The organism is Geobacter sp., assembly GCF_027327745.1.
In the GTDB taxonomy this organism is placed as follows: Bacteria; Desulfobacterota; Desulfuromonadia; order Geobacterales; family Geobacteraceae; genus Geobacter.
The window spans coordinates 34301-59523 of sequence record NZ_DAHVYG010000029.1 but is presented as its reverse complement, the minus strand read 5'-3'; the positions used below and the strand labels follow the sequence as shown (position 1 = coordinate 59523).

The window sequence follows — 25223 nt, the reverse complement described above, 5'->3', positions numbered from 1 at the left end:
CCTATAGCTCCCCCGTGATGGCCGACCGCAGGTCGATGCCGGCAGCGCCGCCTTCGAAGAGGGACGGCTGGTTCCAGCGCGGGCGCGCCGGTGTCTTCTCCAGAAGCCGCGCCCGGAGCCCCGCCGCGTCCGGCGCGAGATCGGCGGCGAAGCGTCCCCGGGCGGTGACGAAGTAGCGGGCCCGTTTCATCACCACCCCGAGCTTCGGGAGGTCGTCCAGGGAGAGGTGGCCGCCGCGCCGGGCCCGGACGATCCGCTGGGCCGAGCGGACCCCGATCCCGGGCACCCGCAGGAGGGTCTCGTAGTCGGCCCGGTTCACCTCCACCGGGAAGAGGTGGAGGTTGCGCAGCGCCCACCCCGCCTTGGGATCCAGGGAGAGGTCGAGGTTGGGGCGCTCCTCGTTCAGGAGCTCGCCGGCGGCAAAGCCGTAGTAGCGCATGAGCCAGTCGGCCTGGTAGAGGCGGTGCTCCCGCACCAGGGGCGGGGTGCCGACGACGGCGGGGAGGCGCTCGTCCCGGTTCACCGGGATGAAGGCCGAGTAGTAGACCCGCTTCATGGCAAGACGCCCGTAGAGCCCGGCGGCGAGCGTTACGATCTGCAGGTCGCTCTCCCCCGCGGCGCCGACGATGAGCTGGGTGCTCTGCCCCGCCGGAGCGAAGGGGGGGATCTTCCGGGAGACCTTCCGCTCCTCCTTCGTCTGGACGATGAGCTCTCCCACCCGCCGCATGGGGGCGACGATCGCCTCCCGGCTCTTGTCGGGGGCCAGGAGCTGCAGGCCCTCCCGGGTCGGGAGCTCCATGTTGATGCTCACCCGGTCCGCCAGGCGCCCGAGCCGCTCCACCAGGAGCAGGTCGGCGCCGGGGACCACCTTCACGTGGATGTAGCCGTTGAAGCGGTGCTCCTCCCGCAGGAGCCGGGTCGCCTCGATGAGGAGCTCCATGGTGTGGTCGGGGGTTTTCACCACGCCGGTGGAGAGGAAGAGCCCCTCGATGGCGTTTCGGCGGTAGAAGCCGATGGTGAGCTCCGCCACCTCGGGGGGGGTGAGGATCACCCGGCGGGTGTCGTTGGAGCGGCGGTTCACGCAGTAGGCGCAGTCGTAGATGCAGGCGTTGGTCAGGAGGATTTTGAGGAGCGACACGCAGCGGCCGTCGGCGGTCCAGGAGTGGCAGATGCCGCACTGGGCGGCGTTGCCGATGCCGTCACGGTTTCGGCGGGAGCTGCCGCTGGAGGCGCAGGAGACGTCGTACTTGGCGCCGTCGGCGAGGATTTCGAGCTTTTCGGCAAGGGTGAGTTCCGGCATGGTTACACGGTACCGAAGGGGTGTGACACAATATGTCGCGGCTTCATACCCGCTGCAGCAGCCACCACCAGCCGGTCAGGGTCAGGAACGAGAGGGGGATGCCGATGCCGATCATGAGGGATACCAGCGGCGGGTTGAGGCGGTGGTCGACGGCGATGATCCCGGCGGAGATCATGGGGGCCATGGCCGCCTCGAAGATCGTCACCTGGATCACCTTCCCCCCGGCGCCGCAGAGGGCGACGAAGAGGAGGGCGACGAGGGCCGGGGCGAGGAGGAGCTTGTAACAGAGGCCGAGGGAGAGGGGGCGGAGCTCCCCCTTCATGTGGGCGAGCTGCAGCTGGAACCCCACCGACGCCAGGGCCAGCGGCGTGAGGGTGTCCCCCACCTTCTGCAGGACCGTCACCGCCCAGGGGTGAAACGGCACGGGGCGCAGCAGAAGCGCCAGGACCAGCGCCTGGAAGGGGGGGAAGTAGAGGATCTTCCGGACGATCTGGCGCGCCGAGAGCTCTCCCGAGGAGTGGAGGGTGGCGGTCAGGATGCCGAGGGTGGAGAGAACAAGGAACGAGCCGAGCTGGTCGGCGATGAGCCCCACCCCGAGAAATTCCTTGCCGTAGAACGCCTCGATCATCGGAAGCCCCACGAAGGAGGTGTTGCCGAGCCCCCCCACGAGGATGAGGGCCCCCACCGTCTCCCGGGAGAGGCCGAGGAGCCGTCCCGCCGGGCGGAAGAGGAGCCAGGCGGCGCCGAAGAGGAGCCAGGCCATCGCCACCGTGTAGACCAGGGAGAGGTCGAGCCGGAGGTTGTGGATGTGGAGGAGCGCCACCGCCGGGAGCGAGACGTGGATGATGAAGCCGTTGAGGGCCGCCGGCGTGCTCTCGGGGAAGCGGCCGGTCCGGCGCAGGATCATCCCGGCGGCGAAGCAGACGATGAGGAGGAGGATGTTCGCCATCGGCTAGAGGGTCAACCCCCGGCTCTCCCGCTCGATCTTGTCCACCACGCAGTAGATCCCCCCCTCTTTCAGCCCCGGCCTGAAGCAGCCGTTGCAGGAGATGCAGCGGGCGCGGGCTTCGTCCCCCTCCTCCCAGCGCCGGGGGAGATTAGGCTCGCGGATGAAGGGGCGGGCGAGGGAGACGTAGTCGGCCTCCTCCCGGCGGATGATCCCCTCCACCAGTTCGAAGGTCCGCATCCCCCCCACCACCATCACCGGGGAGGAGACCGCCTGCTTGATCCGGTACGCCAGGGGGAGGTTGTACGCCTCCTGCTCCCGGGTCTCGATCCCCTGGCGGACCGGGGCCCGGTCGCCGGAGGCGGGGGTGCCGCCGGAGACCTCGATGGCGTCGATCCCCTCCTCGTCCAGCATCCGCGCCACCTGCACCGCCTCGTCGAGCGCCAGCCCCCCCGGGAGGTTGTCGTCACCGTTCAGCTTTGCCAGGAGCGGGAAGTCGTCCCCCACGGCGGAGCGGGCGGCCCGGACGATCTCCCGGAGAAACCGCGCCCGGTTCTCCGGGGTCCCGCCGTAGCTGTCCTCACGGCGGTTGGTGAGGGGGGAGAGGAACTGGTTGACGAGGTAGCCGTGGGCGGCGTGAAACTGCACCGCGTCGAACCCCCATTCCCGGGCCCGGCGGGCGCCGTCGGCGAAGCGCAGGACCAGCTCGGCGATCTCCTCCTCGGGGAGCTCCCGCGGCAGCTCGGGGTACTGGTCGACCTTCACGGCGCTGGGGGCCACCGGCTGGCGCCCGGCGGCCCGCTCCGTGCTCTGGCCGCCGCAGTGGACGAGCTGCAGGCAGATCTTCCCCCCCTCGCGGTGGACCGCTTCGGCGAGACGCCTCCCCTCGGCGGCGAAATCGTCGTCGTGGCAGCCGAGCTGGCCCGGAAGCTGCCTCCCGTCGGGGCGGACGAAGGCGTAGCCGGTGATGATGAGCCCCGCCCCTCCCCGGGCCAGGGTCCCGTAACAGGCGGCGAGCTTCTCGGTGGGGCGGCCGTCGTCCCGGCACATCCCCTCCCAGGTGGCGGAGCGGACCAGGCGGTTGTGGAGCGCCAGGTGGTTGATCCTCGTTTCGTCGAAAATGCCGCGCATTCCCTGCTCCTCCTGCTGCAACGGAATCAAAATCAGAACAGTAATCAGAAAATCTCGAAGAACTCGCCGGTGCCGAGCTTGTGCACCTTCATCAGGTTCGTGGAGCCCCGGGCCTCCACCGGCACCCCCATGGTGATCACCACCACGTCCCCCCGGCGGTAGCCGGCGGCCAGCAGCGTCGTCTCCACGGCGCGGATCTGCTCGTCGGTGCCGGTCATGCTCCCGATGGGGTACGGCTTCACCCCCCAGTAGAGGGCGAGGCGGCGCCTGGTCTCCAAGGACTGGGTGAAGGCGATGATCGGCAGCGGCGGTCGGAACTTGGAGATGAGGGCGGCGGTGCTCCCCGACTGGGTCATGACGGCGATGGCGCGGGCGTCGAGGGTGGTGGCGGCATGGCAGGCGGCCTCGGCCACCGCCTCGGCGATGCTCGGGTTGTGGCGCCGGGGGCGGGCACCCCCTTCCACCTGGGCGTAGCGCTCCACGTCGAGGGCCACCTTGACCATGGTCCGGACCGCCTCCAGGGGGAACTGCCCCGAGGCGGTCTCCCCGGAGAGCATCACCGCGTCGGTGCCGTCCAGGATGGCGTTGGCGACGTCGGAGGTCTCGGCCCGGGTGGGGCGGGCGTGGCTGATCATCGACTCCAGCATCTGGGTGGCGGTGATGACCGGCTTCCCCGCCTCGTTGCAAGCGCGGATGATCTTCTTCTGGTAGAGGGGGACCTTCTCGGGGCTGATCTCCACCCCCAGGTCACCCCGGGCGACCATGACGGCGTCGGCCGCGGCGAGGATCTCCCTGAAATTGCGCAGCGCCTCGGGCTTCTCGATCTTCGCCACCACCGGGATGCGGGCGTCGCGCTCGAAGAGGAGCCGCTTCAGCTCTTCCACGTCCGCGGCGGTCCGGACGAAGGAGAGGGCGATGTAGTCGACCCCCTCGGCGAGGGAGAAATCGACGTCGGCCAGGTCCTTTTCGGAGAGGGAAGGGGCCGAGACGTGGACGCCGGGGAGGTTGATCCCCTTCAGGTCCTTGAGGACCCCCCCCTCCACCACGGTGCAGTGGACCCGGTTTCCCTCCACCGCCTGGACCCGGAGCTCGATGAGGCCGTCGTCCATCAGGATGCGGGAGCCCGGTTTCACGTCGCGGGGGAGCGCCCGGTAGATGGTGGAGATGAGCCCGGGGCGCCCCAGGAGTTCGTCGGTGGTGATGTCGAGCCCTTCCCCCTTCAGCAGCTGGATCGCTCCCCCCTCCATCCGGCCGGTCCGGATCTTGGGCCCCTGGAGGTCGGCGAGGATGCCGCACTCCTTACCCCGCTGGGCGGAGAGCCGGCGGATCGCCGCGATCACCTCCCGGCGCTGGTCGTTGGAGCCGTGGGAGAAGTTGAGGCGGAAGAGGTCGACCCCCGCCTCCATCAGCTTGCCGATCATCTCCGGCGAGGAGCTGACCGGGCCGACGGTGGCGATGATCTTTGTCTTGCGCGGCGATTTGTCCATGGCGATGGTCCGATCGGGTATCGCCCCCCTCGCGGGACCGCGGGCCGGTATCATGCGGAGGAGGGGGGGATTCGGTTTAGTGGTGGAATCTGCCGATCCGTCCCTTGTGGGCCGGGGTCGGCTCCTTGTGGCACTCGAAGCAGGGGAGCTCCTCCACCTTCTTGAGGTCCAGGGGGGAGGCCGGCTTGGAGGTCTGGGGCATGACGTACTGCGGGGTCTGGAAATAGAGATGACCGCGCTCGTCGGTGAGGGCCACCGGCTGGTATGCCACCTGCCAGTTGGCGCTGATCGGCACCGTGTGACACTGGTCGCACCCGCCCGGCGGCGGGATGCTCTTCCACGACATGAACATGGCGCAGCCGTAGGTCAGGGGGAGGGCGCAGGCGAGAACGAGGAGGGCGATCTTACGCATGGAACGGCTCCGTGGCTGTGGAGAATGGGGAAACGATGCACCAAAGCATAGCACAAAGGAGGGGCAATACAAACCCGAAGAGTGCGTGCCGCCTTGTCCGGCAGGATGCTTGACCTTTTGCGGCGAATAAGATAGGCTCGCCCGTAACCGGCGATGAGATAAGGCAGTTTTCCGTTTTTTCGCCCGCCACGCCTTGTCAGTGTCACTTCCATCCGCACGAATACACTATCCGCGAAAGCCATAACGGACAGGAGACGATCCCGATCATGTGCACCACCTGCGGCTGCGAGCCCGAATCCCATCACCACCATCACGACCACGGCCATCACCACCACGGGGAGGAGCAGGAGGCGCGCAGGATCGCCGTGGAGACCGACATCCTCTCCCGGAACAACCGCTTCGCCGCCCATAACCGCGCCCGCTTCGCGGAGAAGGGGATCTTCGTCCTGAACCTGGTGAGCTCCCCGGGGTCGGGGAAGACCACCACCCTGGAGCGGAGCCTGAAGGACCTGGCGGGGAAATACCGCTGTGCCGTCATCGAGGGGGACCAGCAGACCGACAACGACGCCCGGCGCATCGCCGCCACCGGGGTGCCGGTGAAGCAGATCAACACCGGCGCCGGCTGCCACCTGGACGCCCACATGGTGGGACACGCCGCCGAGGGGTTCGATCTGGACCTCTTGGACCTGCTGCTTGTGGAAAACGTGGGGAACCTGGTCTGTCCCGCCTCCTTCGACCTGGGCGAGCACCACAAGGTGGTGCTCCTCTCGGTCACCGAGGGGGAGGACAAGCCCCTCAAGTACCCGCAGATGTTCCACGCCGCCGACGTGATGCTCCTCAACAAGGTGGACCTCCTCCCCTATGTCGACTTCGACGTGGAGAAGTGCAAGGAGATGGCCCGCCGGGTGAGCCCGGGGATCACCATCTTCGAGATATCGAGCCGCACCGGCCAGGGGATGGACGCCTGGTACGGCTGGCTCGCCGAGCGGATCGCCGCCGTGAAGGGTGACGCGTAGGGGATCGACCCATGCCTGACGCCCGGCGCATCAGGATAACCGTCGAAGGGATCGTGCAGGGGGTCGGCTTCCGCCCCTTCGTCTTCCGCCTTGCCGAGCGCCACGGCATCGCCGGGTGGGTGCGCAACACCACCGCCGGCGTGGTGATCGAGGCGGAGGGGGACGGCGGGCGCCTCGGCTCCTTCCGGGCGGAGTTGGAGGGGGAGGCCCCCCCCCTGGCGGTCATCGCCGGGATCGCCGCCGAGGAGATCCCTGTTGCCGGCGACACCACTTTCGCCATCGTCGAGAGCGGGGAGGGGGCCGGGACGGTGCGGGTCGCCCCCGACGGCGACGTCTGCCCCGACTGCCTCCGGGAGCTCTTCGATCCGGCCGACCGCCGCTACCGCTACCCCTTCATCACCTGCACCAACTGCGGCCCCCGCTACTCCATCATCACCGCCGTTCCCTACGACCGCCCCCGCACCACCATGGCGGGGTTCCCGCTCTGCGACGCCTGCCGGACCGAATACGAAAACCCCCGCGACCGCCGCTTCCATGCCCAGCCCCTCGCCTGCCCCGCCTGCGGGCCGCGGCTCCGGCTGGTGGACGCCACGGGGTGCGAGCTGCCGGGGGATCCGGTGGAGGAGGCCGCGGTGCTCCTCGCCGGCGGGAAGATCGTCGCCATCAAGGGGGTCGGCGGCTACCACCTGGCGGTGGACCCCCTGAACGACGAGGCGGTGCGGGAGCTGCGCCGCCGGAAGGTGCGGGACGAAAAGCCCTTCGCCCTCATGGCCCCCGATCTGGAGGCGGTGCGGCGCTTCGCCCGGGTCGACCCCCTGGAGGAGCGGCTCCTCGCCTCCCCCGAGCGCCCCATCGTGCTGCTGCGAAAGCTTCCCGGCAACCGGCTCTCCCCCCTGGTGGCGCCGGCCAACGGCTACTTCGGGACCATGCTCCCGTCGACGCCGCTCCACCATCTCCTGCTGCGGGAGCGGTTCCCGGCGCTGGTGATGACGAGCGGCAACCTCTCGGACGAGCCGATCGCCCACCGTGACGACGAGGCCCGGGAGCGCCTCGGGGAGATCGCCGATGCCTTCCTCGTCCACGACCGGGAGATCCGGACCCGCACCGACGACTCGGTCATCCGGGTCTTCCGGGGGAATCCGCTCTTTCTGCGCCGTTCCCGGGGGTACGCGCCGCGGGAGGTGCGGCTGCCGGCGCCGGTGCCAAGCGTGCTCGCCGTGGGGGCGGAGCTGAAAGGCGCCCTCTGCCTCGCCGCCGGGGACCGGGCGTTCATGAGCCAGCATATCGGCGACCTGAAGAACGCCGCCACCCTCGCCTCCCTGGAGGAGACGGACGGCCATCTCAGGCGGCTCCTCGGCATCGAGCCGGCCCTGGTGGCCCACGATCTCCACCCCGACTACCTCTCCACCTCCTACGCCGAGGAAATCCCCGGCCTGCCGCGGGTGGGGGTGCAGCACCACCACGCCCACATGGCCTCCTGCATGGCCGAGAACGGCCTGGAGGGGGAGGCGATCGGAGTCATCTTCGACGGCACCGGCTACGGCGAGGACGGCACCGTCTGGGGTGGCGAGTTCCTGGTGGGAGGGTACAGGGGCTTCCGGCGCGCCGGCCATCTGCGCCAGGTCCCCCTTCCCGGCGGCGATGCGGCGGTGCGGGAGCCGTTCCGGATGGCGCTTGCCCATCTCCACGACGCCTTCGGCACCGGGCTCTTCGACCTGGCGCTCCCCTGGCTCGCCGGGATCGGCGCTGCCGAGCGGAAACTCTACCTCCGGATGCTGGAGGGGCGGATCAACTCCCCCCTCACCTCCAGCTGCGGCCGGCTCTTCGACGCCGTGGCGGCCATGATCGGGGTGCGGGAGCGGGTGAGCTACGAGGGGCAGGCGGCCCTGGAGCTGGAGGCCCTGGCCGAGGAGAGCGACACGAGGGAGCTCTACCCCTTCGCCGTGGTGAGGAGATACGGCTTTGCCACCGTCGACTTCCGGATGATGATCCGGGCCCTGGCGGAGGATGCGGCCGCCGGCCGGCCGGGGAGTGAGATGGCCCGCGCCTTCCACGCCACCGTCGCCGCCGCGGTGGCCGAAGTCTGCGGCCAGCTCCGGAGCAGCACCGGCCTCGACCGGGTGGTCCTCTCCGGTGGTGTCTTCCAGAATCGGCTCCTGACCGAGGGGATCCACCGGGCGCTCACGGATCGCGGGCTTACCGTCTTCACCCACCGCCTCGTTCCCCCCAACGACGGGGGAGTGGCCCTGGGGCAGGCGATAATCGCAGGATACGCAGCACGAAAAGGAGAATAGACTCATGTGTCTCGGAGTACCCATGCAGGTTGTGAGCATCGGCGCCGGCGACATCGTCGCCGAGATCGACGGGGTGAGGAGAGAGGCGAGCCTCATGCTCCTCGACGAGGAGGTGCGGGTGGGGGATTTCGTTATCGTCCACGCCGGCTTCGCCATCTCCCGGCTCGATGAGGAGGATGCGCGGGAGACCCTTAAAATGATGAGGGAGGTGTTTTCGCCGGAGGACATGGCGTGAACTACCAGGACGAATTCCGCGACCGCAGCGTGGTGCTGGGCCTTGCCGCGCGAATCAGGGAGCTCGTGGCGGGGCGCACCGAGCCGATGACCTTCATGGAGGTCTGCGGCACCCACACCATGTCGATCTACCAGTACGGGCTCCGCAGCCTCCTGCCGCCCCGGGTGCGGCTCATCTCCGGCCCCGGGTGCCCGGTCTGCGTCACCCCCAACGGCTACGTCGACCGGGCCGTGGCCCTCTGCCGGCTCCCCGGCGTCACCGTCGCCACCTTCGGCGACATGGTCCGGGTCCCCGGCTCCTCTTCGTCCCTCATCGAGGAGCGGGCCAGGGGGGCCGACGTGCGGATCGTCTACTCCCCCCTGGACGCCGTGGCCCTGGCGGCGAAGAACCCGGAGCGGAAGGTGGTCTTCCTCGGCGTCGGCTTCGAGACCACCGCCCCCACCATTGCCGGGAGCATCCTGGCGGCAAAGCGGCAGGGGCTCGCCAACTACTTCGTGCTGGCCGCCCACAAGACGATCCCGATTCCGATGGAGGTCCTGGCCAGCGACCCGGAGCTCAAGGTCGACGGCTACCTCTGTCCGGCCCACGTGAGCGTCGTGATCGGCGCCGTCGCCTATCGGTTCCTGGCGGAGGAGCGCGGCGTCCCCTGCGTCGTCACCGGCTTCGAGCCGGTGGACGTGATGCAGGGGGTGGAGATGCTCGTCCGTCAGGTGATGGAGGGGAAGCCGCGGGTGGAGATCCAGTACAGCCGCGTGGTGAAGCGGGAAGGAAACCGGCGGGCGCAGGAGGTGATCGCCGAGGTCCTCACCCCCTTCGACGCGCCGTGGCGCGGCATCGGCGTCATTCCGGGAAGCGGCCTGCGGATCGCCGACGCCTATGCCGAATTCGACGCCGAGAAGGCGCTCCCCGTGGCGGTGGAGGAGACCCGGGAGCACCAGGGGTGCCTCTGCGGCGAGATCCTCAAGGGAAAGGTGACCCCCTTCGACTGCCCCCTCTTCGCCGGGGCCTGCACCCCCGAATCTCCCGTCGGCGCCTGCATGGTCTCCTCCGAGGGGACCTGCGCGGCGGCGTACAAGTATGGGCAGTAAGCGAAGCGAAAAAATAACACGGCGGAGAATCCAGTGAACAAAGACCTCATCCTCCTCGGTCACGGCAGCGGCGGGAAGCTCTCCCACCAGCTCCTCGACGACCTCATCATCCCGACCCTCTCGGGGATACCGCTTGCCGGGCAGAACGACGCGGCGGTGGTGGAGCACGGCGGGCAGCGCCTCGCCTTCACCACCGACTCCTACGTGGTGGACCCGATCTTCTTTCCCGGCGGCAACATCGGGAGCCTGGCGGTGAACGGGACGGTGAACGACCTGGCGATGATGGGGGCCCGTCCCCTCTTCATCAGCGCCGGCCTCATCATCGAGGAGGGGTTCAGCCGCACCGCCCTGGCGGAGATCCTCGCCTCCATGCGCGCGGCCGCCGACGCCGCCGGGGTCCGGATCGTCACCGGCGACACCAAGGTGGTCCCCCGGGGGAAGGCGGACCGGATCTTCATCAACACCTCGGGGGTCGGCGCCGTCGAGCACTCCCTCGTCATCTCCGGCGCCGGGGCCCGGACGGGGGACAAGGTCATCGTCAACGGCACCATCGGCGACCACGGCATCGCGGTCATGGCCAGGCGCGAGGGGCTGGAGCTGGAGACCGGCATCCTGAGCGACTGCGCCCCCCTGAACGGCCTTGTCGCCGAGATCCTGGCCGAAGGGGGGGAGGGGGTCCACGTCCTGCGGGACCCGACCCGCGGCGGTGTCGCGACAACCCTCAAGGAAATCGCCCTCCAGTCCGATAAGGTAATAACACTCCACGAACGGGCCCTGCCGCTCAACGGCGCGGTGAAGGGGGTCTGCTCGATTCTTGGCCTCGATCCCCTCTACGTCGCCAACGAGGGGAAGCTCCTGGCGGTGGTGGCACCGGAGGCGGCGGAGCGGGTCCTCGCGCGGATGAAACGGCACCCCCTGGGCCGGGGGGCGGCCATAATCGGCGAGGTGGGCGACGGCGGCGGCAAGGTGCAGATGGAGACCGCCGTCGGGGGGCTCCGCGCCGTGGAGATGCTGGCGGGAGAACAGCTGCCGCGGATCTGCTGAAATTGCGGCAAGGCTGACGAATTGCGGGGCATTATGCACGAACATCACACTACCACCGGCGGACCGATGAACGGTCCGCTCACCCTCATGCTGGTCGGCGGCGGGATCCGGTACCCCGCCTTCATCGGCGCCCTCCGGGCGACGGAGGAGCTGGGCATCTCGGTTGGGCGGGTCATCGGCGCCTCCGCGGGGAGTATCGTCGCGGCACTCTACGCCGCCGGGATGACCCCCGCCGAGATCCACCGCCTCTCCCTCGCCACCGATACCGCATCGTTTCGGGATTTTCGGCCCCGGGGGATTTTTGGCGGCATGGGGGTCTGTGCCGGCGATGCGCTGGAGGAGTGGCTCGACCGCCAGCTCGGGGGGCGGCGCTTCAGCGATTCCCTCCGGTTTCCCCTGGCCGTCGTCGCCACCGACATCCTGAACCACTCACCCCATCTCCTCTCCACCGAAAAGTACCCCGAGCTCAAGATCGCCGCCGCCGTCCGCTTCTCGGTCGGGATCCCCTTCGTCTTTGCCTGGAAAAAGTTCTCCCATCGGGGAAAGGAGCACGTCTTCATCGACGGTACCCTCATGGCGAACGTCATCGAGACCCAGTGCGCCGAAGGGGGGCGGACCCTGGTCTTCAAGACCTTCTCGAAGCGGAGCATGAACCAGCCGGCCTCGCCGGTCCTCACCCTGCGCCGTTACGCCGCCGACCTCCTCAATACCTTCTGCCACGCCACCGACCGGGAGTTCCTCAAGGGGGGACGGTGGAAGGATACGGTGACCATCCACTGCGGCATGGTCCCTCCCCTCTCGTTTTCCCTCACGGGGGAGGAGAAGGAGTTCCTCTACGAACAGGGGTACCAGCAGGCCCTCAAGTACCTTCGCTACAAGTGGGGGATCTGACGGGGCCGCCAGAAATAGTCTCAAGTTTTTGCCGGGCCGGACGATACGATGTCAGGATGCAGAAGAGCGAAGGAGGGGGGAGTGGAAAAGAGAATGTTCGAGCGGGTCGCCTTGAAGACCGAGGCGATCATCCGTCACCGGGGGGTGACGTTCAAGGGGGAGGTGGAAAACCTGAGCCTCAAGGGGCTTTTCGTCAAGTCCGACCGGCAGCTCCCCCTCGGCGAGCAGGTGGATGTCTCCATGTTTTTCTACGGCACTTCGGCGGAACTCTCCTTCAGTCTGGAGGCGACCGTCGTGCGGGCTACGGCGGAGGGGATCGGCCTCAGCTTCCGCAAGATCGACATCGACTCCCTGGCCGGCTCCGACCTGACGGTCACCACGGCGGGGAGCGACCGCACCGGCGTCATCGAGGAGTTTTACGGCTACGTGAAGGAAGGTGGCGCGGAGGAGGAAGGGGCGCAGCCGCTTTCCCCCCGCGGAAAGTAACGGGTTCAGTCGACCGGGTTCCCCCTTGTCACGGCGTCAAAAATCGAGATGAGCGAATCGGGGGCAAAGGGGCAGATCCGGTTCCTCGTGGAACCGTCGGCGAGGGTCTGCTCCCAGTAAATGACCTCCTGCCCTTCCTTCTCGCCCCGCGAGACCCCCTGCGGGTCGAACTCCCTGAGGGCCTCCCACATCTGCTCCATGGTCAGGAGCTCATAGCCGGAAAACTCGTCGTCATGACGGGCACCCTCAAGGAACGAATCGACCAGCTCGTAGTCGACGAAGTCGTTCTCCTTGCGCCACCACTTGATGAAATGCTGATCCCCCCTCTTGACGCTGCGGATCTCGTTCATGATGTCACGTCCTTTCATTGCCGTTCCCTCCTCTGTGAAGTTGGTATCATGACTGCATCTGTTTGATGTCACGGTTCCGGCTCGTCGGAAACCACATGGGGGAACCCCTCGTGGTGCACGGCCCGCTCATGCTGCTCCGTGCCGGCAGCCGGTTCCGGCGTCTGTCCCGCATGGGGAAAATGCTCGTGGTGAATCGGTGCGGCCCGCTCTCCGACCGGCCCGCAGGTCCGGCAGAAAAGCTCCTGATTCCGTGTCTCCACCGACGCGCCGCCGCAGACGGGGCACGTTTCCTGCCCTGTTCCAGTTTCCATGGCATCCTCCACTGACCGGTGCTGTTTTGTTTGGTATACGAAAGTATAGCACGCTGCGGCAAAAGCGAAAGGTAGCCCCCATCGGGGCCGTCGGGAGCCGGAACGGCGGGGCGATGCTCCGGAGAAGATGCAGGCGGGGAGGCGATGGACGACCTGAAACGCAGTTACGAACTATTGGGACTCCAACGGGGTGCCTCGGCCGGGGAGGTGAGGCACCGGTTCAGGGAGCTGGTTTCCCGCTGGCATCCCGACCGGTTTTCCGGTGATCCAGACCGCTTCCGGGAGGCGGAGGAACGGCTGCGCCTGATCATCGAAGCCCATCGGCGTGTCGTCGCCCACCTCGAAGGGGGGGAGCCACCGGCGGGGCCGCAGCGTCCATCGGGGATGAAGCCGTCGCCCCCCGGCTTCTCCGTTGTCGCGGGCCCCAACATGCTCTTTCTCCTCGCCGTCGCCATCTGCGCGGCGGTGGCGGTCGGGAGGTTCGGCGCCACGTTGCGGGGGTGGACGTCGCTGCTGGAACTTACCGTCGTTCCGCTCCTCTTCTCCGTTGCCTGGAACATGACGGCGCGAAGGGCGGGGGGGCTCAGATGGGCCTACGTCGGCTTCACGGTCGCCGCCATGGTGGTGGCGGTGATGGAGGGTTCGCCGGCCCCCACGATGCCGAGAGGGGAGCCGGCCGGGGGAGGGGTCGCCGATCTCTCGCCCTCGGGAGGGGAACGCCCCCTTTCTTTCGGCGGGTTCGGGGCCCCGGGGGAGGAGTCGTTCGTTCCGGCAGCGCGCGCCGTTCCGGCGGCGCCCCTTGCCCCCCTCGCCCCGACGGCGCCCGAGGTTCCCCTCGCTCCGGCTCCCCCGGTGGTCCCCTCCCCCCGGCCGTGACCGGGGCTTGCACCGCCTGGGCTCACGCGCTACAGTCATAGGCGGGCTCTCTCCCCGCGGGGCCTCCGCGCCCCGTTATTTTGATACGAAAGGAAACCGATGCCGATCAAGCTTGGAGAAATGCTGGTCAAGGCCGGACTCGTCACCCCGGCGGCCCTCGACGACGCCCTGAAAAGCCAGGTCATCTTCGGCGGGAAGCTCGGCACGAACCTCATCGAGATGGGGTGCCTCGACGAGGAGGAACTGGCCCGGATGCTCAGCCGCCAGCTGCGGGTCGCCTACGTCGACCCCCGGGAGCTCATGGAGGTCCCGCCGGAGGTGATCTCGCTCATCCCGGAGGAGATGGCCGAAAGCTACCGCCTCGTCCCCCTGCGGCTCGAAGGGCGGAGGCTGAGCATCGCCATGGCCGATCCTTCGGACCTCCCGGCCATCGACGAGATCGCGTTTCGGACCGGCTACGTCGTTCAGCCGATGGTGACCCCGGAGATCCGGCTCATTGCGGCGCTGGAGAAGTATTACGGGATCAAGCGGGAGATCCGCTACCTGCCGGTTTCCAAGGAGCTGGGGGGAAGACGGGTCTGCTCCTACCAGGCCACCCCGGCCGACGTGGTGGCGGCCTCTCCCCGCGAGGTGGTCGACTTCTCCGCCTTGGAGGGTAGCGAGGCCGATTTCTATCCCTGGAGCGGGGAGGGTGGGGAGGCCGCCCGGGCCGAGGCGCTGGAGCGGTGCGGGGTCGATGCCGTCTCCCAGGAGCTGGCCGATGCCCGGGACCGGGATGCCGTGGCCGCGGCCCTCGTCGGATGGGGGGCAGGCCTGTGCGAGCGGGCCGCCCTCTGCGTGGTGGCGGGGGAGATGGTGAAGGGGTGGGAGGCCTACGCCCGGGGGGAGCGGCTTGAACGGTTCGATGAGCTGCGGATCGGGCTCGACGAGCCGTCGGTGTTCCAGACGGTGGTGCGGGACCGGGGGATCTTTCTCGGGGCGGCGCCTGAAACGCCGGCCAACCGGCGCTTTTTCGATGCCCTGGGGGGGGCGCCCCGGGGGGTGCTCCTCGTGCCGATGGTGATGAAACGGCGCGTGGTGGCGGTCCTCTGCGCCGCCGACGACCCGGACCGGCTCGGGGCGGGGCTCGAACAGTTCCGGAGCATTGCCCGCAAGGGGATTATGGCGTTCGAGATCCTGATCCTCAGGAACAAGATCCTCATGACCTGATGCGGCCGGCGGGCCGTCCGCCGGGGAGGAAAAGAGGTTGTGAATTTTCCGTGAAGCCGGTAGTCTGTTGCAAGGGCGTGGCGGCGGCCGCGACCATCAATCCTGCAAGGAGTCATCTATGAAAGCATTGCTTCGCCTCTTCGTGTTCGCTCTCCTGCCGCTCACCCCCCTCGCGGCCCGGGGATTCAGCCACATGGCGGCCCCCTCTGCCGGGGGAGGGGCGGCTGCCGGGACCGGGGTCCAGTTCACCCCGCTGTCGGGAAAGGTCGTCGAGACCGCGAACATGGGTGGGTACACTTACATCTGCCTGGAAAAGGACGGCAAGAAGCGCTGGGCCGCCATCCCGGAGACCCCCGTCGAGGTGGGGCGGGAGATCTCCCTCAAGCCCGGGATGGAGATGAAGAACTTCCAGAGCAAGGGGCTCAAGCGCACCTTCGAAAGCATCTATTTCTCCGAAGGGGTGGCAGCGAAAGCCGCCGCGACCACGGGGAAACCCTCGCCGGGGAGCAAGGGGAGCGTGGTGGTTCCGGCGGAGAAGATTTCGGTCGAAAAGGCCTCCGGGCCCAATGCGTACACGGTGGCCGAGATTCATCGGCTGAAGGAGAAACTCGACGGCAAGAAGGTGGTCGTGCGGGGAAAGGTGACGAAGGTTTCCGCCGAGATCATGGACCGCAACTGGATCCATCTCCAGGACGGCTCCGGTGAGGTCAAGAAGGGAACCCACGACCTGACCGTCACCTCCCATGATCTCCCGGCCGTGGGGGAGGTGGTCACCATCTCCGGCACCCTCCGGAAGGACCGCAACTTCGGCGGCGGGTACAAATACGAGGTGATCGTGGAAGAAGGGAGCGTCAAGCACTGAGGGTGCGGTTGCGATGGGCATTCTTCTCGCCGCCGCCTACCTCGCCACCCTCGTCGCGGGGCTCTGGCTCCGCGCCCTCAACCTCTGTCATCTGAAAAGGCACGGCTCCACCGTCCCCCCGGGATTCGAGGGGGCGGTGGAGCCGGGGACGCTCCGCAAGAGCGTCTCCTACACCATCGACCAGAGCCGCCTCGGAGTGGCGGAGACCCTCTTCGACGGTGCCCTCCTCCTCGCCTTTCTCTACGGCGGCATCCTGTCGGCCTACGACCGGTGGCTCGCCTCCCTCGGCGCCTCCTTCGTCGTCGCCGGCGTCTTCTTCTTCCTGATCCTCACCGTCGCCCAGACCCTTCTCGCCATCCCTTTCAGCCTCTACGGCACCTTCCGGCTCGAAAGCCGTTACGGCTTCAATACCACGGGAGTGCGGCTCTGGCTGGCGGACCTCGCCAGGACGACCCTTCTCTCCCTGATCCTCACCTCTCTCCTGACGGCCGGTGCCTTCGCCCTCGTGGCGTGGAGCCAGCGGTTCTGGTGGCTCTGGGTCTGGCTCTTCTTCGCGGCGGTCTCCCTCGTCCTCATGTATCTGTCACCCGTTCTCATCGAGCCGCTCTTCCACACCTTCAAACCGGTCACCGACCCGGGGCTGGAGGACGAGATCCGCGCCATGGCCCGGCGGGCGGGATTGAAGGTCAGCCGGGTGATGCAGGTGGACGCCTCCCGGCGCAGCCGCCACTCCAACGCCTACTTCACCGGCATCGGCCGGGTGAAGCGGATCGTCCTCTACGATACCCTCCTCGCCCAGATGGACCACCGGGAGATCCTGGCGATCCTCGCCCACGAAATCGGCCACTGGAAGAAGGGGCACATCCGCCGGCGGCTGATCCTGACGCAGGTCGGGGCCCTGGCCGCCTCGTGGCTCGTCTGGAAACTCACGGGGTGGGAGGGTCTCCCCGGGCTCATCGGCCTTCCCGAGGCCTCCTTCGCCGCCCGGCTCGTCATCACCGGCTTTCTCGCCTCCATTGCCGCGTTTCCCCTCACCCCCCTCTCCAGCTGGCTCTCGCGGCGCCACGAGCGGGAGGCGGACCGCTTCGCCTGCGGGCTCACCGGCGACCCGGAAGGACTCGCCTCGGCCCTGGTGAAGCTCTCCACCGAGAACCTCTCCAACCTCCATCCCCACCCGCTCTATGCGGCGTTCTACTATTCCCATCCGCCGGTGGTGGAGCGGGTGCGGCGGCTGCGGGGGATGGCACTACCGAAAGTAGATGCGAATGGAGAACAGGAATTGCGAATTGATTAATGAAAAAATAGTTGACAAATAGCCTATTGTGAATATAGCTTAACCTTCGTCGGCTATACACATAATGCGGTTTTAAATCATGGATGGTTTGTCGGAAGGGCGAATGCCCATGTCCTGTGAGCAGTGAAGCTCAGCGGAAATGGGCATTTTTTGTACCAGGGATTGATGGGCCTTCCGTGTGAGGTTTGCTTGAAAGGAATAAAACCCGCCATAACAACCAAGCGCAACGATGGGACGAAGTATTTTCAAGGTACCGATCTCCTCTGGGTGCTCGGCAGCATGTGCCAACTGCACCGCATTCCCTTCGACCCGGTGCTCATCGAACGTCAGTTTCCGCCGCCGTGCTCAAAGGCTACGCTGCAGACCGCACTCAATACTCTCGGCTTCAAGGTCGGAGCGATTGAACGGCTGACCGCCGGCAATGGCCTTGTCGATTTTCCACTGCCGGCAATCGGTTTTCTGAAGCAAGCTGAAGTTTCCACCAAAATATCCGAGGGAGAGCAACTCTCGCCGTCTGCTGCAATTCCCCCTGCCATCAAGCCGGTCCTCATCGTCATAGTTGACGGTGATCGGGTTCTCTATTTTCGTGCCGGATCACAGTCCCCTGAAACCGCCATGCGCCACGAGCTGGCAGATCATTTCGCGCTGGAGATCATGTTGGTCTCTCGTGTCGAACCCGCCAATGCCGCAGACGGCGAGACTGCTGTAGCGAATGATGCCAAACGGTTCGGTTTCCGCTGGTTCATTCCCGAGTTGCTGAAGCACAAACGCATCTGGCGCGACGTGCTGCTGGCGTCGCTCGTTATACAGTTGATCAGCCTCGCCACTCCCCTCTTTGCACAAGTCGTGATCGACAAGGTCGTCGTCCACCAGACCCAGAGCACCCTGATCGTCATCGCCACGGGAATGCTCCTCTTCATGGTCTTCAGCGGGATCATGACCTGGCTGCGGCAGTATCTCGTGCTGCACACCGGAAACCGCATCGATGCCGTCCTCGGGAGCCAGGTGTTCCGGCACCTGCTCCGCCTGCCCATCCCGTACTTCGAGCACCGCCCCACCGGTACGCTGGTGGCGCGTCTGCAAGGGGTGGAGAACATCCGCCAGTTCGTAAGCGGCGCCGCCGTGACGCTTGTCCTGGATCTGCCGTTTCTGGTCATCTTCCTGGCGGTCATGTTCTGGTACAGCTGGCAGCTCTCCCTGATCGCCCTCGGGGTCATGGGCCTCATCGCCGGTCTGAGCGTCCTGGTCACCCCGGTCTTCCGCGCGAAGCTCAACAACCAGTTCATGCTCGGCGCCCGCAACCAGGCGTTCGTAACCGAATACGTCTCGGGGATGAGCACCGTCAAGTCGCTGCAGATGGAGCCCGTCCTGGAACAGCGCTACGGCGATTATCTCGCCTCCTACCTCGCCGCCGGCTTCTCCACCCGCCAGCTCTCCAATACCTACAACGTGGTCGCCAACGCGCTGGAACAGGCGATGACCCTCGCCATCCTGGTGGTGGGGGCGCTTCTCGTCATGCGCAACGACGGCTTCACCATCGGCAAGCTCGTGGCCTTCCAGATGTTCGCCGGCCGGATGAGCCAGCCGCTGCTGCGGCTGGTGGGGCTGTGGCAGGAGTTCCAGCAGGCCGATATCGCCGTCAAGCGTCTGGGCGATGTGATGGACATGCCCGCCGAGCCCTACGCCCTCACCCCCGCCAGGGCCAACAATCAGAAAGGGGGCACCATCGAGTTGAAGGATGTGAGCTTCCGGTACAGTAGCGAGCACCCCTACCTCTACCGCAACCTCAATCTGACCTTCAAGGCGGGGCACCTGAGTGTCCTCATGGGGCCGTCAGGGTGCGGCAAGAGCACCCTCGCCAAGCTTCTCCTCGGGTTCTATCAGCCGACCGACGGCCAGATCAGGATCGACGGCGGCGACATCCGCCACATGTCGGCCAACGAACTGCGGAGCATCTTCGGCGTGGTCCCCCAGGAGACGGTCCTTTTTGCCGGCACGATTTACGACAACCTGAGCTACGCCAACCCCCACGCCGGCTTTGCCGAGATTGGCTCTTGATGACGAATTCCTGGGACCTGAGGTCCTGCTCCTTCTCGATACGCTCCCGCTGCTTAGCCTTGCCACGTGCCCGTCTTTCAAAAGTTGTTCGTAGGCCTTCTCCTGCTCGCGGTAGTGCGGCAGGATCTACCCCAGGACGGCGTCGTCAAGGATCTTGCCACCCATACGGCAGGCACCGTCGTGAATCCCGGAACGATCCTCATGACGCTGGTGCCGCTTGATGAGCCACTTCAGGCGGAGGTGTGGGTCACTAACGAAGATATTGGTTTTGTTCGGCCCAACCAGGAGGTGAAGCTTAAGCTTAGCGCCTACACCTTCCAAAAATACGGCATGATTGATGGCTTGGTAGAACAAGTCAGCGCTGATGCGAGCGATGGTAATGGCTCTGCAATCGCTCCGGAGAAGGGGGAAAGCGCCCATGGTATAGGCGATTCACGGCTACACTACAAAACGATCGTCACGCTTTCCAGTCAGCAACTCGTCACCGACGGCAAAACCCATAAGCTGACGCCGGGTATGCAGGTCGCGGCGGAAATAAAGCTTGGAACCCGCTCCGTGCTGGAGTACCTGTTCTCGCCAGTGAGCAAGGCGTTCCAGGAAGCGGGGCGAGAGCGGTAGTTGCCGCCGTCATCCGCTTCTGTGACAAAATATGGGCCCAAGCCATTCAGCTTAGACCCCATATTCGCACATACCTTTGGTTTTGTCGGAGATATGGGGGCTTCGCCGCAGCGCTGGATCGACAGGTGGCCGCAGGGAGACTCGTGTTGTGACGGGGGGATCCTACTGCAGAAGGGGCTTGGCCAGGGTGCCGCGGATCGGCAGCTGATAATGACCCGGGGTGACGAGGTACCTGGTCAGGAGGGCGAACACGAGTTTCTGCCGGTCGAGGAGCTCGGGCTTCGGCATCAGCTCCAGGGTCAGGTTGAGGGGGGCTGTGCCGACGGGGTCGGTGAGGGGGAACTCTCCCTTGAGCCGCACGTAGAGCTCCCTCCCCTGGAGGGTGAAGCTGTCGATCGTCGCCCGGCGGCCGCCGAGGCGGAGCATCCCCCGGATGGTGTCGTAGGGGGCGTCGGGAAGGGGGGTCTCGCCGATCTTCATCCCCCGCAGGTCGGCCCCCGCGACCTCCAGCTTCAGCTCCCCCGCGGCGGCGGGGCCGCTTCCCCGAAGCGAGAGGGCGGCGGTGAGGAGCCCCTTGGCGTCGGCACCGGTCACGCTGCGGAAAAACGGGATATCTTCGAGGCGGACACCGGTGATGGTCGCGCGGGTCGGGCCGCTACCCCGCAGGGACGCCTCCCCCCCGATCCGCCCCGGGCCGATCTCCCCGGCGAAGGAGACCCTCACCCGCCCCGCCAGGAGGGGGAGGAGGGAGAGGCGGACCGTCGCCCGGTCGAGACGCAGCAGCTCGCCGCGGGCTCCGGCGACGGTCACCCCCCGGGCGGAGACGCCGAGGGGAAACGCCTTGCCGAACCGCGCGGCCCGGAAGGTGTACCCATCCCGGGCCAGAAGCCGCGTCACCACCCCCTCGATCTCGCGGGACGGGATCAGGAGGAGGGTGAAGGCGAGGGTGAGGGCGACGGCGGCGACGCTCCCCCCCGCCGCGAGAAGAATCCTGCGGTGGTTCATCGTCCCCCCGGGGCGGCCTTCAGCAGGACCACGGTGAGGGTCAGGTCGAGGCGGGAGGGGTCGTCGAAGCGGGTTTTCAGGAGCGCCTTTCGGACGATCACCGGCCGGGGTCCCTTTTCGAGGCGGTAGAGGAGGTTGACCGCCTCGTTGGCGCTGACCCCCTCGATCTTCACCTCGGCGGCATCCTCCACGAAGCCTGGCCGTTCCTCCCCCTTCACCGGCGTGATCCGAAGCGACTTCCCCTTGATCCCGGTCTCCTCGACGATCTTCGCCGGGGTGTCGTCGCCGCGGGTGGCGGCGAGGCGGTTCGTGAAGCGCTGGGAGAGGGCGCGGGCCTCCAGGAGGCGCCCTTTCAGGCTCATCATCTCCACGAGATCCCCTTCCCGCTGCCGCCGCTTCCGCTCCAGGGCGGCGACTCGGTCCGCCACGGCCGAACAGGCGATGGCGGCGGCCAGAAGGATAATCACCCCGTACCCCGCCCGGAGACGGGTGCGGGGGGAGAGGGTGACATAGGCGGTGCGGATGCGGTCGAACGGGTTCATCGTCCCCCCTCCTTGATGCTCGCCCGGAGGGTGAAGCTGACGCTGCCGTCCGGTTTGGAGGTGATCTGTCCCAGCTCCGCCGTGCCGAAGAGCCCGGCGAGCCGGTCCCGGAAGGCGGTCGCCGCCTGGGCCGAACGGGCGTCCCCCTTGGCCCGGAGCCGGGTGCCGTCGATCTCCACTTCGTAGAGGCCGGCGATGTCGTCTCCCTTGGCGCCGGCAAGCCCGTTCAGGGTGCCGAGGACCGAGCCGCCGCCGCTGCCGGCGCCGAGCTTGCGGATCTCGGCCCGGACCTCCGCCGCCGGATCGGGCCCCATCTTGCGCCCCGGGAAGAGCTCGCGGTAGAGGGTGGCGATGGAGGCGTCGAGGGACTTGAGATCGCGCTGCACCAGCGTGTAGCGGAGCACCGCGTCGGCCACGAGGAGCAGGAGCAGAAGCGCCGCCAGGATGGCGGGGAGGCGCAGGCGTTTCAGGGCCTTTTCCCTCCCCTTCGTGTAGGCGAGCTCGCCGCTGCGGAAATCGACCGCCTCGGCCGCGGCGACCGCATGGGCGACTCCCCAGGCACCGGCCCCCTCCAGGGCGGCGCCCGGATCGTCGCCGAACCCGGCGGCGAGGGAGGACGCAACGGGGAGGGGGGCGGCGGCCATCCCCTCCGGGGCCTCCTCCCCGGCAAAGGGGCCAAAGTACCAGAGCCGCTCCACGGTGATCCCCCGCCCCAGCTCCAGGGCCGCCAGGGTCTGGCCGATCTCGGCGCTCCCCTCGGTGAGGGGACGATAGAAGAGGGGGGCCCCGTCGCGGAAGAGGGCGAGGGCGCTTCCGTCGGTCAGGGCCACGGTCCCCGTCCCCCCTTCCTCCGGGAGGAGGAGTCCCCACGAAAGGGGGGCGGCGGTCACCACCTCGGGCTCGAAGCCGGCTGCCGCGGCGGCGGCGATGTGAAGGGCCAGCTCCCGCTTCCGCCCCCAGAGCGCCAGCACCTTCCCCTCTTCCAGCGGCAGGCCGTCGAAGACGAGCTCTTCGGTCTCCAGCACCGTTTCGCCCCGCAGCTCCAGGGGGAGCACCTCCCGGAGCTTGCGCCGCTCCCGGATCGGGAGCTCGATCTCCCGGGCGAAGAGGTGGGACAGGGGGAGGGCGAGGACGACCCGGCAGTCGTCACCGGGGGGAGGGAGTGCCCGGAGGGCCTCGCCGAATGCGTGTTCGTCGCCGGCCGGCCGGCGCTCCCTCCCCTGGAGGAGGAACTCGCCGCGCCGCTGCAGAAAGCGGCTGGCGAGGAGTTCGGTGCCGGTCCATTCGAGAATCAGGTAGGTCATCAATACTCTCTCCAGTAGAGGTAGCGGGGTGCCCCATCGAAGGTGTAGACCGCCTCCACGACCCGCTTCGCGTCCCCCACGGTGGCGGTGGAAACGAAGCGGTAGGTGAATCCCTTCACGTCGATCCTGGTCCCGAGCCGCTGGGCGATTGCTTCCATCCCCGGGAGGTTGGCCACCTCCCCCCTGGTCTTGAAGGGGGTGGTGCGGCGGCGGTCGTCGATCCCCTTGACGACCCCTTCGGTCATGTCGTCGTCCAGCGCGAGAAGGACCGCCGTCGGGGCGGTGTTGATGTCGATGCTCCCCCCCGCCGTGCCGTAGACGGTGGCGTAGGGGCGAAGCGCGTCCCGCACCGCCGGGGTGACCCCCTTGACCAGGGTCAGCTCGCCGAAGGTGGCGAAAGGGGCGTTCCGGGGGAGGTACGGCGCCGGGAGCGCCTGGTAGTAGGCCGATTCGGCGCCGTCGGGGCGGGGGTCGTCGTTTTCGTCGACCCAGTCGGCCAGGGTGTCGTGGAGCGCCGCCGGCAGGCCGAGGCGCTTCAGGAGCCGCTGCTCCGCCTGGTCGAAGAAGTCGTTGGGCTGACCGTTGGGGAGGGTGACGGAGTTCAGGTTCAGCTTCCCGTCCTCCTCCTCCATCGTCACCGAGATGTGCCCCTTCTCGTCCTCCAGTTCCAGCGGCTTCGCCATCACCTGCAGCAGGGGGGGGGCCTGGTCGCCGGCGAGCCGCAGGTTGCGGACCAGCTCGACCCCGCCGGTGACGCCGCTCTGGGCCATGAGGCTCGCCTGCTGGAGGTTCAGGAAGTTGCGGTGGAGGGAGGTCTCCACGTAGACCTGGTGGATGAACTCCGCCGCCACCGCCACCAGGAGCGCCGTCACCACCAGGGTGAGGACGAGGGCAAAGCCGCGCTCGTTTCCCGTTCCCTTCATCGCATCCTCGGCCGGGCGAGGGTGGCGAACTCCACCGTCTTCTCGCCCTCCCTGACGGCGATGGTGATCCGGAGCCGCTTCGGAAGCCGCGGGTTGAGGGCCGTGTCCCAGCTCCGGACCCACTGGCTCCCGTCGTCGCACTCCACGAGGAAGCTCCGGATGCTCTCCATCTGCGGGTAGGGAATCGGCTTCACGCTGCCGTAGAGATCGGTCGCCTCCCGGGTGAGGGTGAGGGCGCCCTCCTTCTCCCTGATGGCGTACTTCACGGCCACCAGGTCCGAGGCGGGGCGCCCGTCGGCCGCAGGGGGGGCGACGGTCACGAACTCCAGGGTCGAGGCGGGCTTACCGTAGCTGTCCCGGTCCTCCACCACGAGGCGGGTCCGTTTGTCGCTTCCCTGGTAATACGCGGCATCGAGCTCCCGGTGGAGCCGGTCGAGGGTTTCCTGCAGCTCCCGCCGCTCCTCGCTCCCCTCTTCCGCCCGCTCCCGGGCCCGGACTACGGAGAAGTAGCTGCTGTAGAGGGCGCCGGCGACGATGACCAGCAAAAGCAGCGCCACCAGCAGCTCCAGGAGGGTGAATCCTCCCGCCGGCGTCGCCCTATTTCTGGAGATACCGGACAAACGCCACGCTCCTTCTTTTCGCCTCCCAGAAAACGGTCAGGGTCACCTTGCGGAAGCCGGGAATCTCCGTCGGCACCGCCGCCATCTCCCAGGCGTAGTCGGGATGGGCCGGGGCGAAGGTCCCGTTCGAGTGCTCGGGGAGCTCCTTCTCCTCCTCCAGCCCGTCCAGCTTCTGCCGGGCGAGGAGGACGGCCGCGGTCTCGTCCCGGTCCCGGGCCATGATGGAGAGGTGGTAGTTCACCGCGCTGATCACCGTGAAGACGGTGCCGGCGATGATGGCAAGGGCCACCATCACCTCCAGCAGGGTGAAGCCGTGGTCGCCTCTCCGTGCCGCTGCGGCGGGGGCCGGGGTCACCGGGGTTCCTCCTGGTAGCCGTCGGCCACCGTCACCTTCCCCGAGGAGGGGAGGGCCATGACCGTGACGGTGGCACCGTCGACGCTCTTCAGGTGGATGGCGGCGAAGTCGTCCAGTCCCCCCAGGTCGAAGCGGAGCACCGCCTCCCCCTCGGTGAGCTTCCCCCCCCGCTGGGTGAGGACATCGGCCACGGTCACATCCTCCGCCAGGAGCGGGCGGTCGAGGGAGGGATCCCCCGTCGCCACCTCCGTGCCGGCGGCGGAGAGCTTCGTCACCCTGACGGTGCCGGTGCCGATCTCGATCCGCATCCGGTATGGGGTCTTGCTCGTAATGGCGCGGTCCTGGACGTAACGGATCGTGGCCGCCAGGGTCCGTGCCGAGCGTCTCAGCTCCACGGCGCGGCTCACCGTGAGCCGCGGGAGGACGATGGCCGCCACCAGGGCCAGGACGGCGATCACCACCACCAGCTCCATCAGGGTGAAGCCGTGGTCCGTGGGACGCGGGACGGGAGACGCGCGAAAGACGGTCCTGAAGTTGCGTTGCGCGTCGCACGCTGAACGTCGCAC

27 protein-coding genes are annotated in these 25223 nt (G+C 67.6%); 13 read left to right on the top strand and 14 right to left on the bottom strand.

Annotated elements, in window-relative coordinates; all coding sequences use genetic code 11:
- Position 1 precedes the first annotated feature (1 nt).
- The 5 genes from M6689_RS05190 to M6689_RS05170 all read right to left on the bottom strand — a co-directional run bounded on the left by M6689_RS05190 (position 2) and on the right by M6689_RS05170 (position 5276).
- Positions 2–1300, bottom strand: coding sequence for a putative DNA modification/repair radical SAM protein (locus M6689_RS05190; protein ID WP_298268661.1), 1299 nt, complete (start codon positions 1298–1300; stop codon positions 2–4).
- Positions 1301–1343: 43 nt separating this feature from the next.
- Complete coding sequence (locus tag M6689_RS05185) at positions 1344–2249, bottom strand: AEC family transporter (RefSeq protein WP_298268657.1); 906 nt, start codon at positions 2247–2249, stop codon at positions 1344–1346.
- Positions 2250–2252: 3 nt separating this feature from the next.
- On the bottom strand, positions 2253–3377 hold the full coding sequence (locus M6689_RS05180; RefSeq protein WP_298268655.1) for an NADH:flavin oxidoreductase: 1125 nt from the start codon (positions 3375–3377) through the stop codon (positions 2253–2255).
- Positions 3378–3421: 44 nt separating this feature from the next.
- Positions 3422–4864 carry a pyruvate kinase gene (gene pyk / locus M6689_RS05175; RefSeq protein ID WP_298268652.1) on the bottom strand — a complete coding sequence of 481 codons (1443 nt, stop codon included), beginning with the start codon at positions 4862–4864 and terminating at the stop codon, positions 3422–3424.
- Between the two features lie 76 nt (positions 4865–4940).
- Complete coding sequence (locus tag M6689_RS05170) at positions 4941–5276, bottom strand: cytochrome C (protein WP_298268650.1); 336 nt, start codon at positions 5274–5276, stop codon at positions 4941–4943.
- A gap of 266 nt (positions 5277–5542) precedes the next feature.
- Here M6689_RS05170 and hypB point away from each other — a divergent pair, with 266 nt between their 5' ends.
- The 7 genes from hypB (at position 5543) to M6689_RS05135 (ending at position 12330) form a co-directional block, all read left to right on the top strand.
- Entirely contained in the window at positions 5543–6292 is a 750-nt protein-coding gene (gene hypB / locus M6689_RS05165; RefSeq protein ID WP_298268648.1) for a hydrogenase nickel incorporation protein HypB, read from the top strand.
- A gap of 11 nt (positions 6293–6303) precedes the next feature.
- Complete coding sequence (gene hypF / locus M6689_RS05160) at positions 6304–8586, top strand: carbamoyltransferase HypF (RefSeq protein ID WP_298268647.1); 2283 nt, start codon at positions 6304–6306, stop codon at positions 8584–8586.
- Between the two features lie 4 nt (positions 8587–8590).
- On the top strand, positions 8591–8821 hold the full coding sequence (locus M6689_RS05155; protein WP_298268645.1) for a HypC/HybG/HupF family hydrogenase formation chaperone: 231 nt from the start codon (positions 8591–8593) through the stop codon (positions 8819–8821).
- Positions 8818–9909 carry a hydrogenase formation protein HypD gene (hypD, locus tag M6689_RS05150; protein WP_298268643.1) on the top strand — a complete coding sequence of 364 codons (1092 nt, stop codon included), beginning with the start codon at positions 8818–8820 and terminating at the stop codon, positions 9907–9909. The genes M6689_RS05155 and hypD overlap by 4 nt, the downstream gene beginning before the upstream one ends.
- A 33-nt stretch (positions 9910–9942) precedes the next feature.
- The gene (gene hypE / locus M6689_RS05145) at positions 9943–10953 is read left to right on the top strand and encodes a hydrogenase expression/formation protein HypE (protein WP_298268640.1); all 1011 of its coding nucleotides are present in this window, start codon (positions 9943–9945) and stop codon (positions 10951–10953) included.
- A 33-nt stretch (positions 10954–10986) separates the two neighbouring features.
- Complete coding sequence (locus tag M6689_RS05140; RefSeq protein ID WP_298268639.1) at positions 10987–11844, top strand: patatin-like phospholipase family protein; 858 nt, start codon at positions 10987–10989, stop codon at positions 11842–11844.
- Positions 11845–11925: 81 nt separating this feature from the next.
- Complete coding sequence (locus tag M6689_RS05135; RefSeq protein WP_298268637.1) at positions 11926–12330, top strand: PilZ domain-containing protein; 405 nt, start codon at positions 11926–11928, stop codon at positions 12328–12330.
- Between the two features lie 5 nt (positions 12331–12335).
- Here M6689_RS05135 and M6689_RS05130 read toward each other — a convergent pair whose 3' ends face one another.
- Complete coding sequence (locus tag M6689_RS05130) at positions 12336–12698, bottom strand: hypothetical protein (RefSeq protein ID WP_298268635.1); 363 nt, start codon at positions 12696–12698, stop codon at positions 12336–12338.
- 50 nt (positions 12699–12748) lie between these two features.
- The gene (locus M6689_RS05125; RefSeq protein ID WP_298268633.1) at positions 12749–12991 is read right to left on the bottom strand and encodes a hypothetical protein; all 243 of its coding nucleotides are present in this window, start codon (positions 12989–12991) and stop codon (positions 12749–12751) included.
- 144 nt (positions 12992–13135) lie between these two features.
- Between M6689_RS05125 and M6689_RS05120 the strand changes: the two genes are divergently transcribed.
- From M6689_RS05120 to M6689_RS05095, 6 genes are all read left to right on the top strand, one after another.
- The gene (locus tag M6689_RS05120) at positions 13136–13867 is read left to right on the top strand and encodes a J domain-containing protein (protein WP_298268631.1); all 732 of its coding nucleotides are present in this window, start codon (positions 13136–13138) and stop codon (positions 13865–13867) included.
- A 99-nt stretch (positions 13868–13966) separates the two neighbouring features.
- The gene (locus M6689_RS05115) at positions 13967–15076 is read left to right on the top strand and encodes a general secretion pathway protein GspE (protein ID WP_298268629.1); all 1110 of its coding nucleotides are present in this window, start codon (positions 13967–13969) and stop codon (positions 15074–15076) included.
- A 118-nt stretch (positions 15077–15194) separates the two neighbouring features.
- Positions 15195–15938 carry a DNA-binding protein gene (locus M6689_RS05110; RefSeq protein ID WP_298268627.1) on the top strand — a complete coding sequence of 248 codons (744 nt, stop codon included), beginning with the start codon at positions 15195–15197 and terminating at the stop codon, positions 15936–15938.
- A gap of 13 nt (positions 15939–15951) precedes the next feature.
- Positions 15952–17232, top strand: coding sequence for a M48 family metallopeptidase (locus M6689_RS05105; protein WP_298268624.1), 1281 nt, complete (start codon positions 15952–15954; stop codon positions 17230–17232).
- A 189-nt stretch (positions 17233–17421) separates the two neighbouring features.
- A complete protein-coding gene (locus M6689_RS05100) occupies positions 17422–19290 on the top strand; it encodes a peptidase domain-containing ABC transporter (RefSeq protein ID WP_298268622.1) in 1869 nt (622 codons plus the stop codon).
- Positions 19291–19374: 84 nt separating this feature from the next.
- The gene (locus M6689_RS05095) at positions 19375–19908 is read left to right on the top strand and encodes an HlyD family efflux transporter periplasmic adaptor subunit (RefSeq protein ID WP_298268621.1); all 534 of its coding nucleotides are present in this window, start codon (positions 19375–19377) and stop codon (positions 19906–19908) included.
- Positions 19909–20070: 162 nt separating this feature from the next.
- Here M6689_RS05095 and gspN read toward each other — a convergent pair whose 3' ends face one another.
- Genes gspN through M6689_RS05060 form a run of 7 tightly spaced genes read right to left on the bottom strand, consistent with a single transcriptional unit; the run spans position 20071 to position 25223 of the window.
- Complete coding sequence (gene gspN / locus M6689_RS05090) at positions 20071–20913, bottom strand: type II secretion system protein GspN (RefSeq protein ID WP_298268619.1); 843 nt, start codon at positions 20911–20913, stop codon at positions 20071–20073.
- On the bottom strand, positions 20910–21455 hold the full coding sequence (locus M6689_RS05085) for a general secretion pathway protein GspM (RefSeq protein ID WP_298268617.1): 546 nt from the start codon (positions 21453–21455) through the stop codon (positions 20910–20912). Before M6689_RS05085 ends, gspN begins: the two co-directional genes overlap by 4 nt.
- The gene (gene gspL, locus M6689_RS05080; protein WP_298268615.1) at positions 21452–22759 is read right to left on the bottom strand and encodes a type II secretion system protein GspL; all 1308 of its coding nucleotides are present in this window, start codon (positions 22757–22759) and stop codon (positions 21452–21454) included. The genes M6689_RS05085 and gspL overlap by 4 nt, the downstream gene beginning before the upstream one ends.
- Complete coding sequence (gene gspK, locus M6689_RS05075; RefSeq protein ID WP_298268612.1) at positions 22759–23682, bottom strand: type II secretion system minor pseudopilin GspK; 924 nt, start codon at positions 23680–23682, stop codon at positions 22759–22761. The genes gspL and gspK overlap by 1 nt, the downstream gene beginning before the upstream one ends.
- On the bottom strand, positions 23679–24302 hold the full coding sequence (locus M6689_RS05070; RefSeq protein ID WP_298268609.1) for a type II secretion system protein GspJ: 624 nt from the start codon (positions 24300–24302) through the stop codon (positions 23679–23681). Before M6689_RS05070 ends, gspK begins: the two co-directional genes overlap by 4 nt.
- A complete protein-coding gene (locus M6689_RS05065; RefSeq protein ID WP_298268606.1) occupies positions 24280–24657 on the bottom strand; it encodes a prepilin-type N-terminal cleavage/methylation domain-containing protein in 378 nt (125 codons plus the stop codon). The genes M6689_RS05070 and M6689_RS05065 overlap by 23 nt, the downstream gene beginning before the upstream one ends.
- Positions 24654–25223, bottom strand: coding sequence for a prepilin-type N-terminal cleavage/methylation domain-containing protein (locus tag M6689_RS05060; protein ID WP_298268603.1), 570 nt, complete (start codon positions 25221–25223; stop codon positions 24654–24656). Before M6689_RS05060 ends, M6689_RS05065 begins: the two co-directional genes overlap by 4 nt.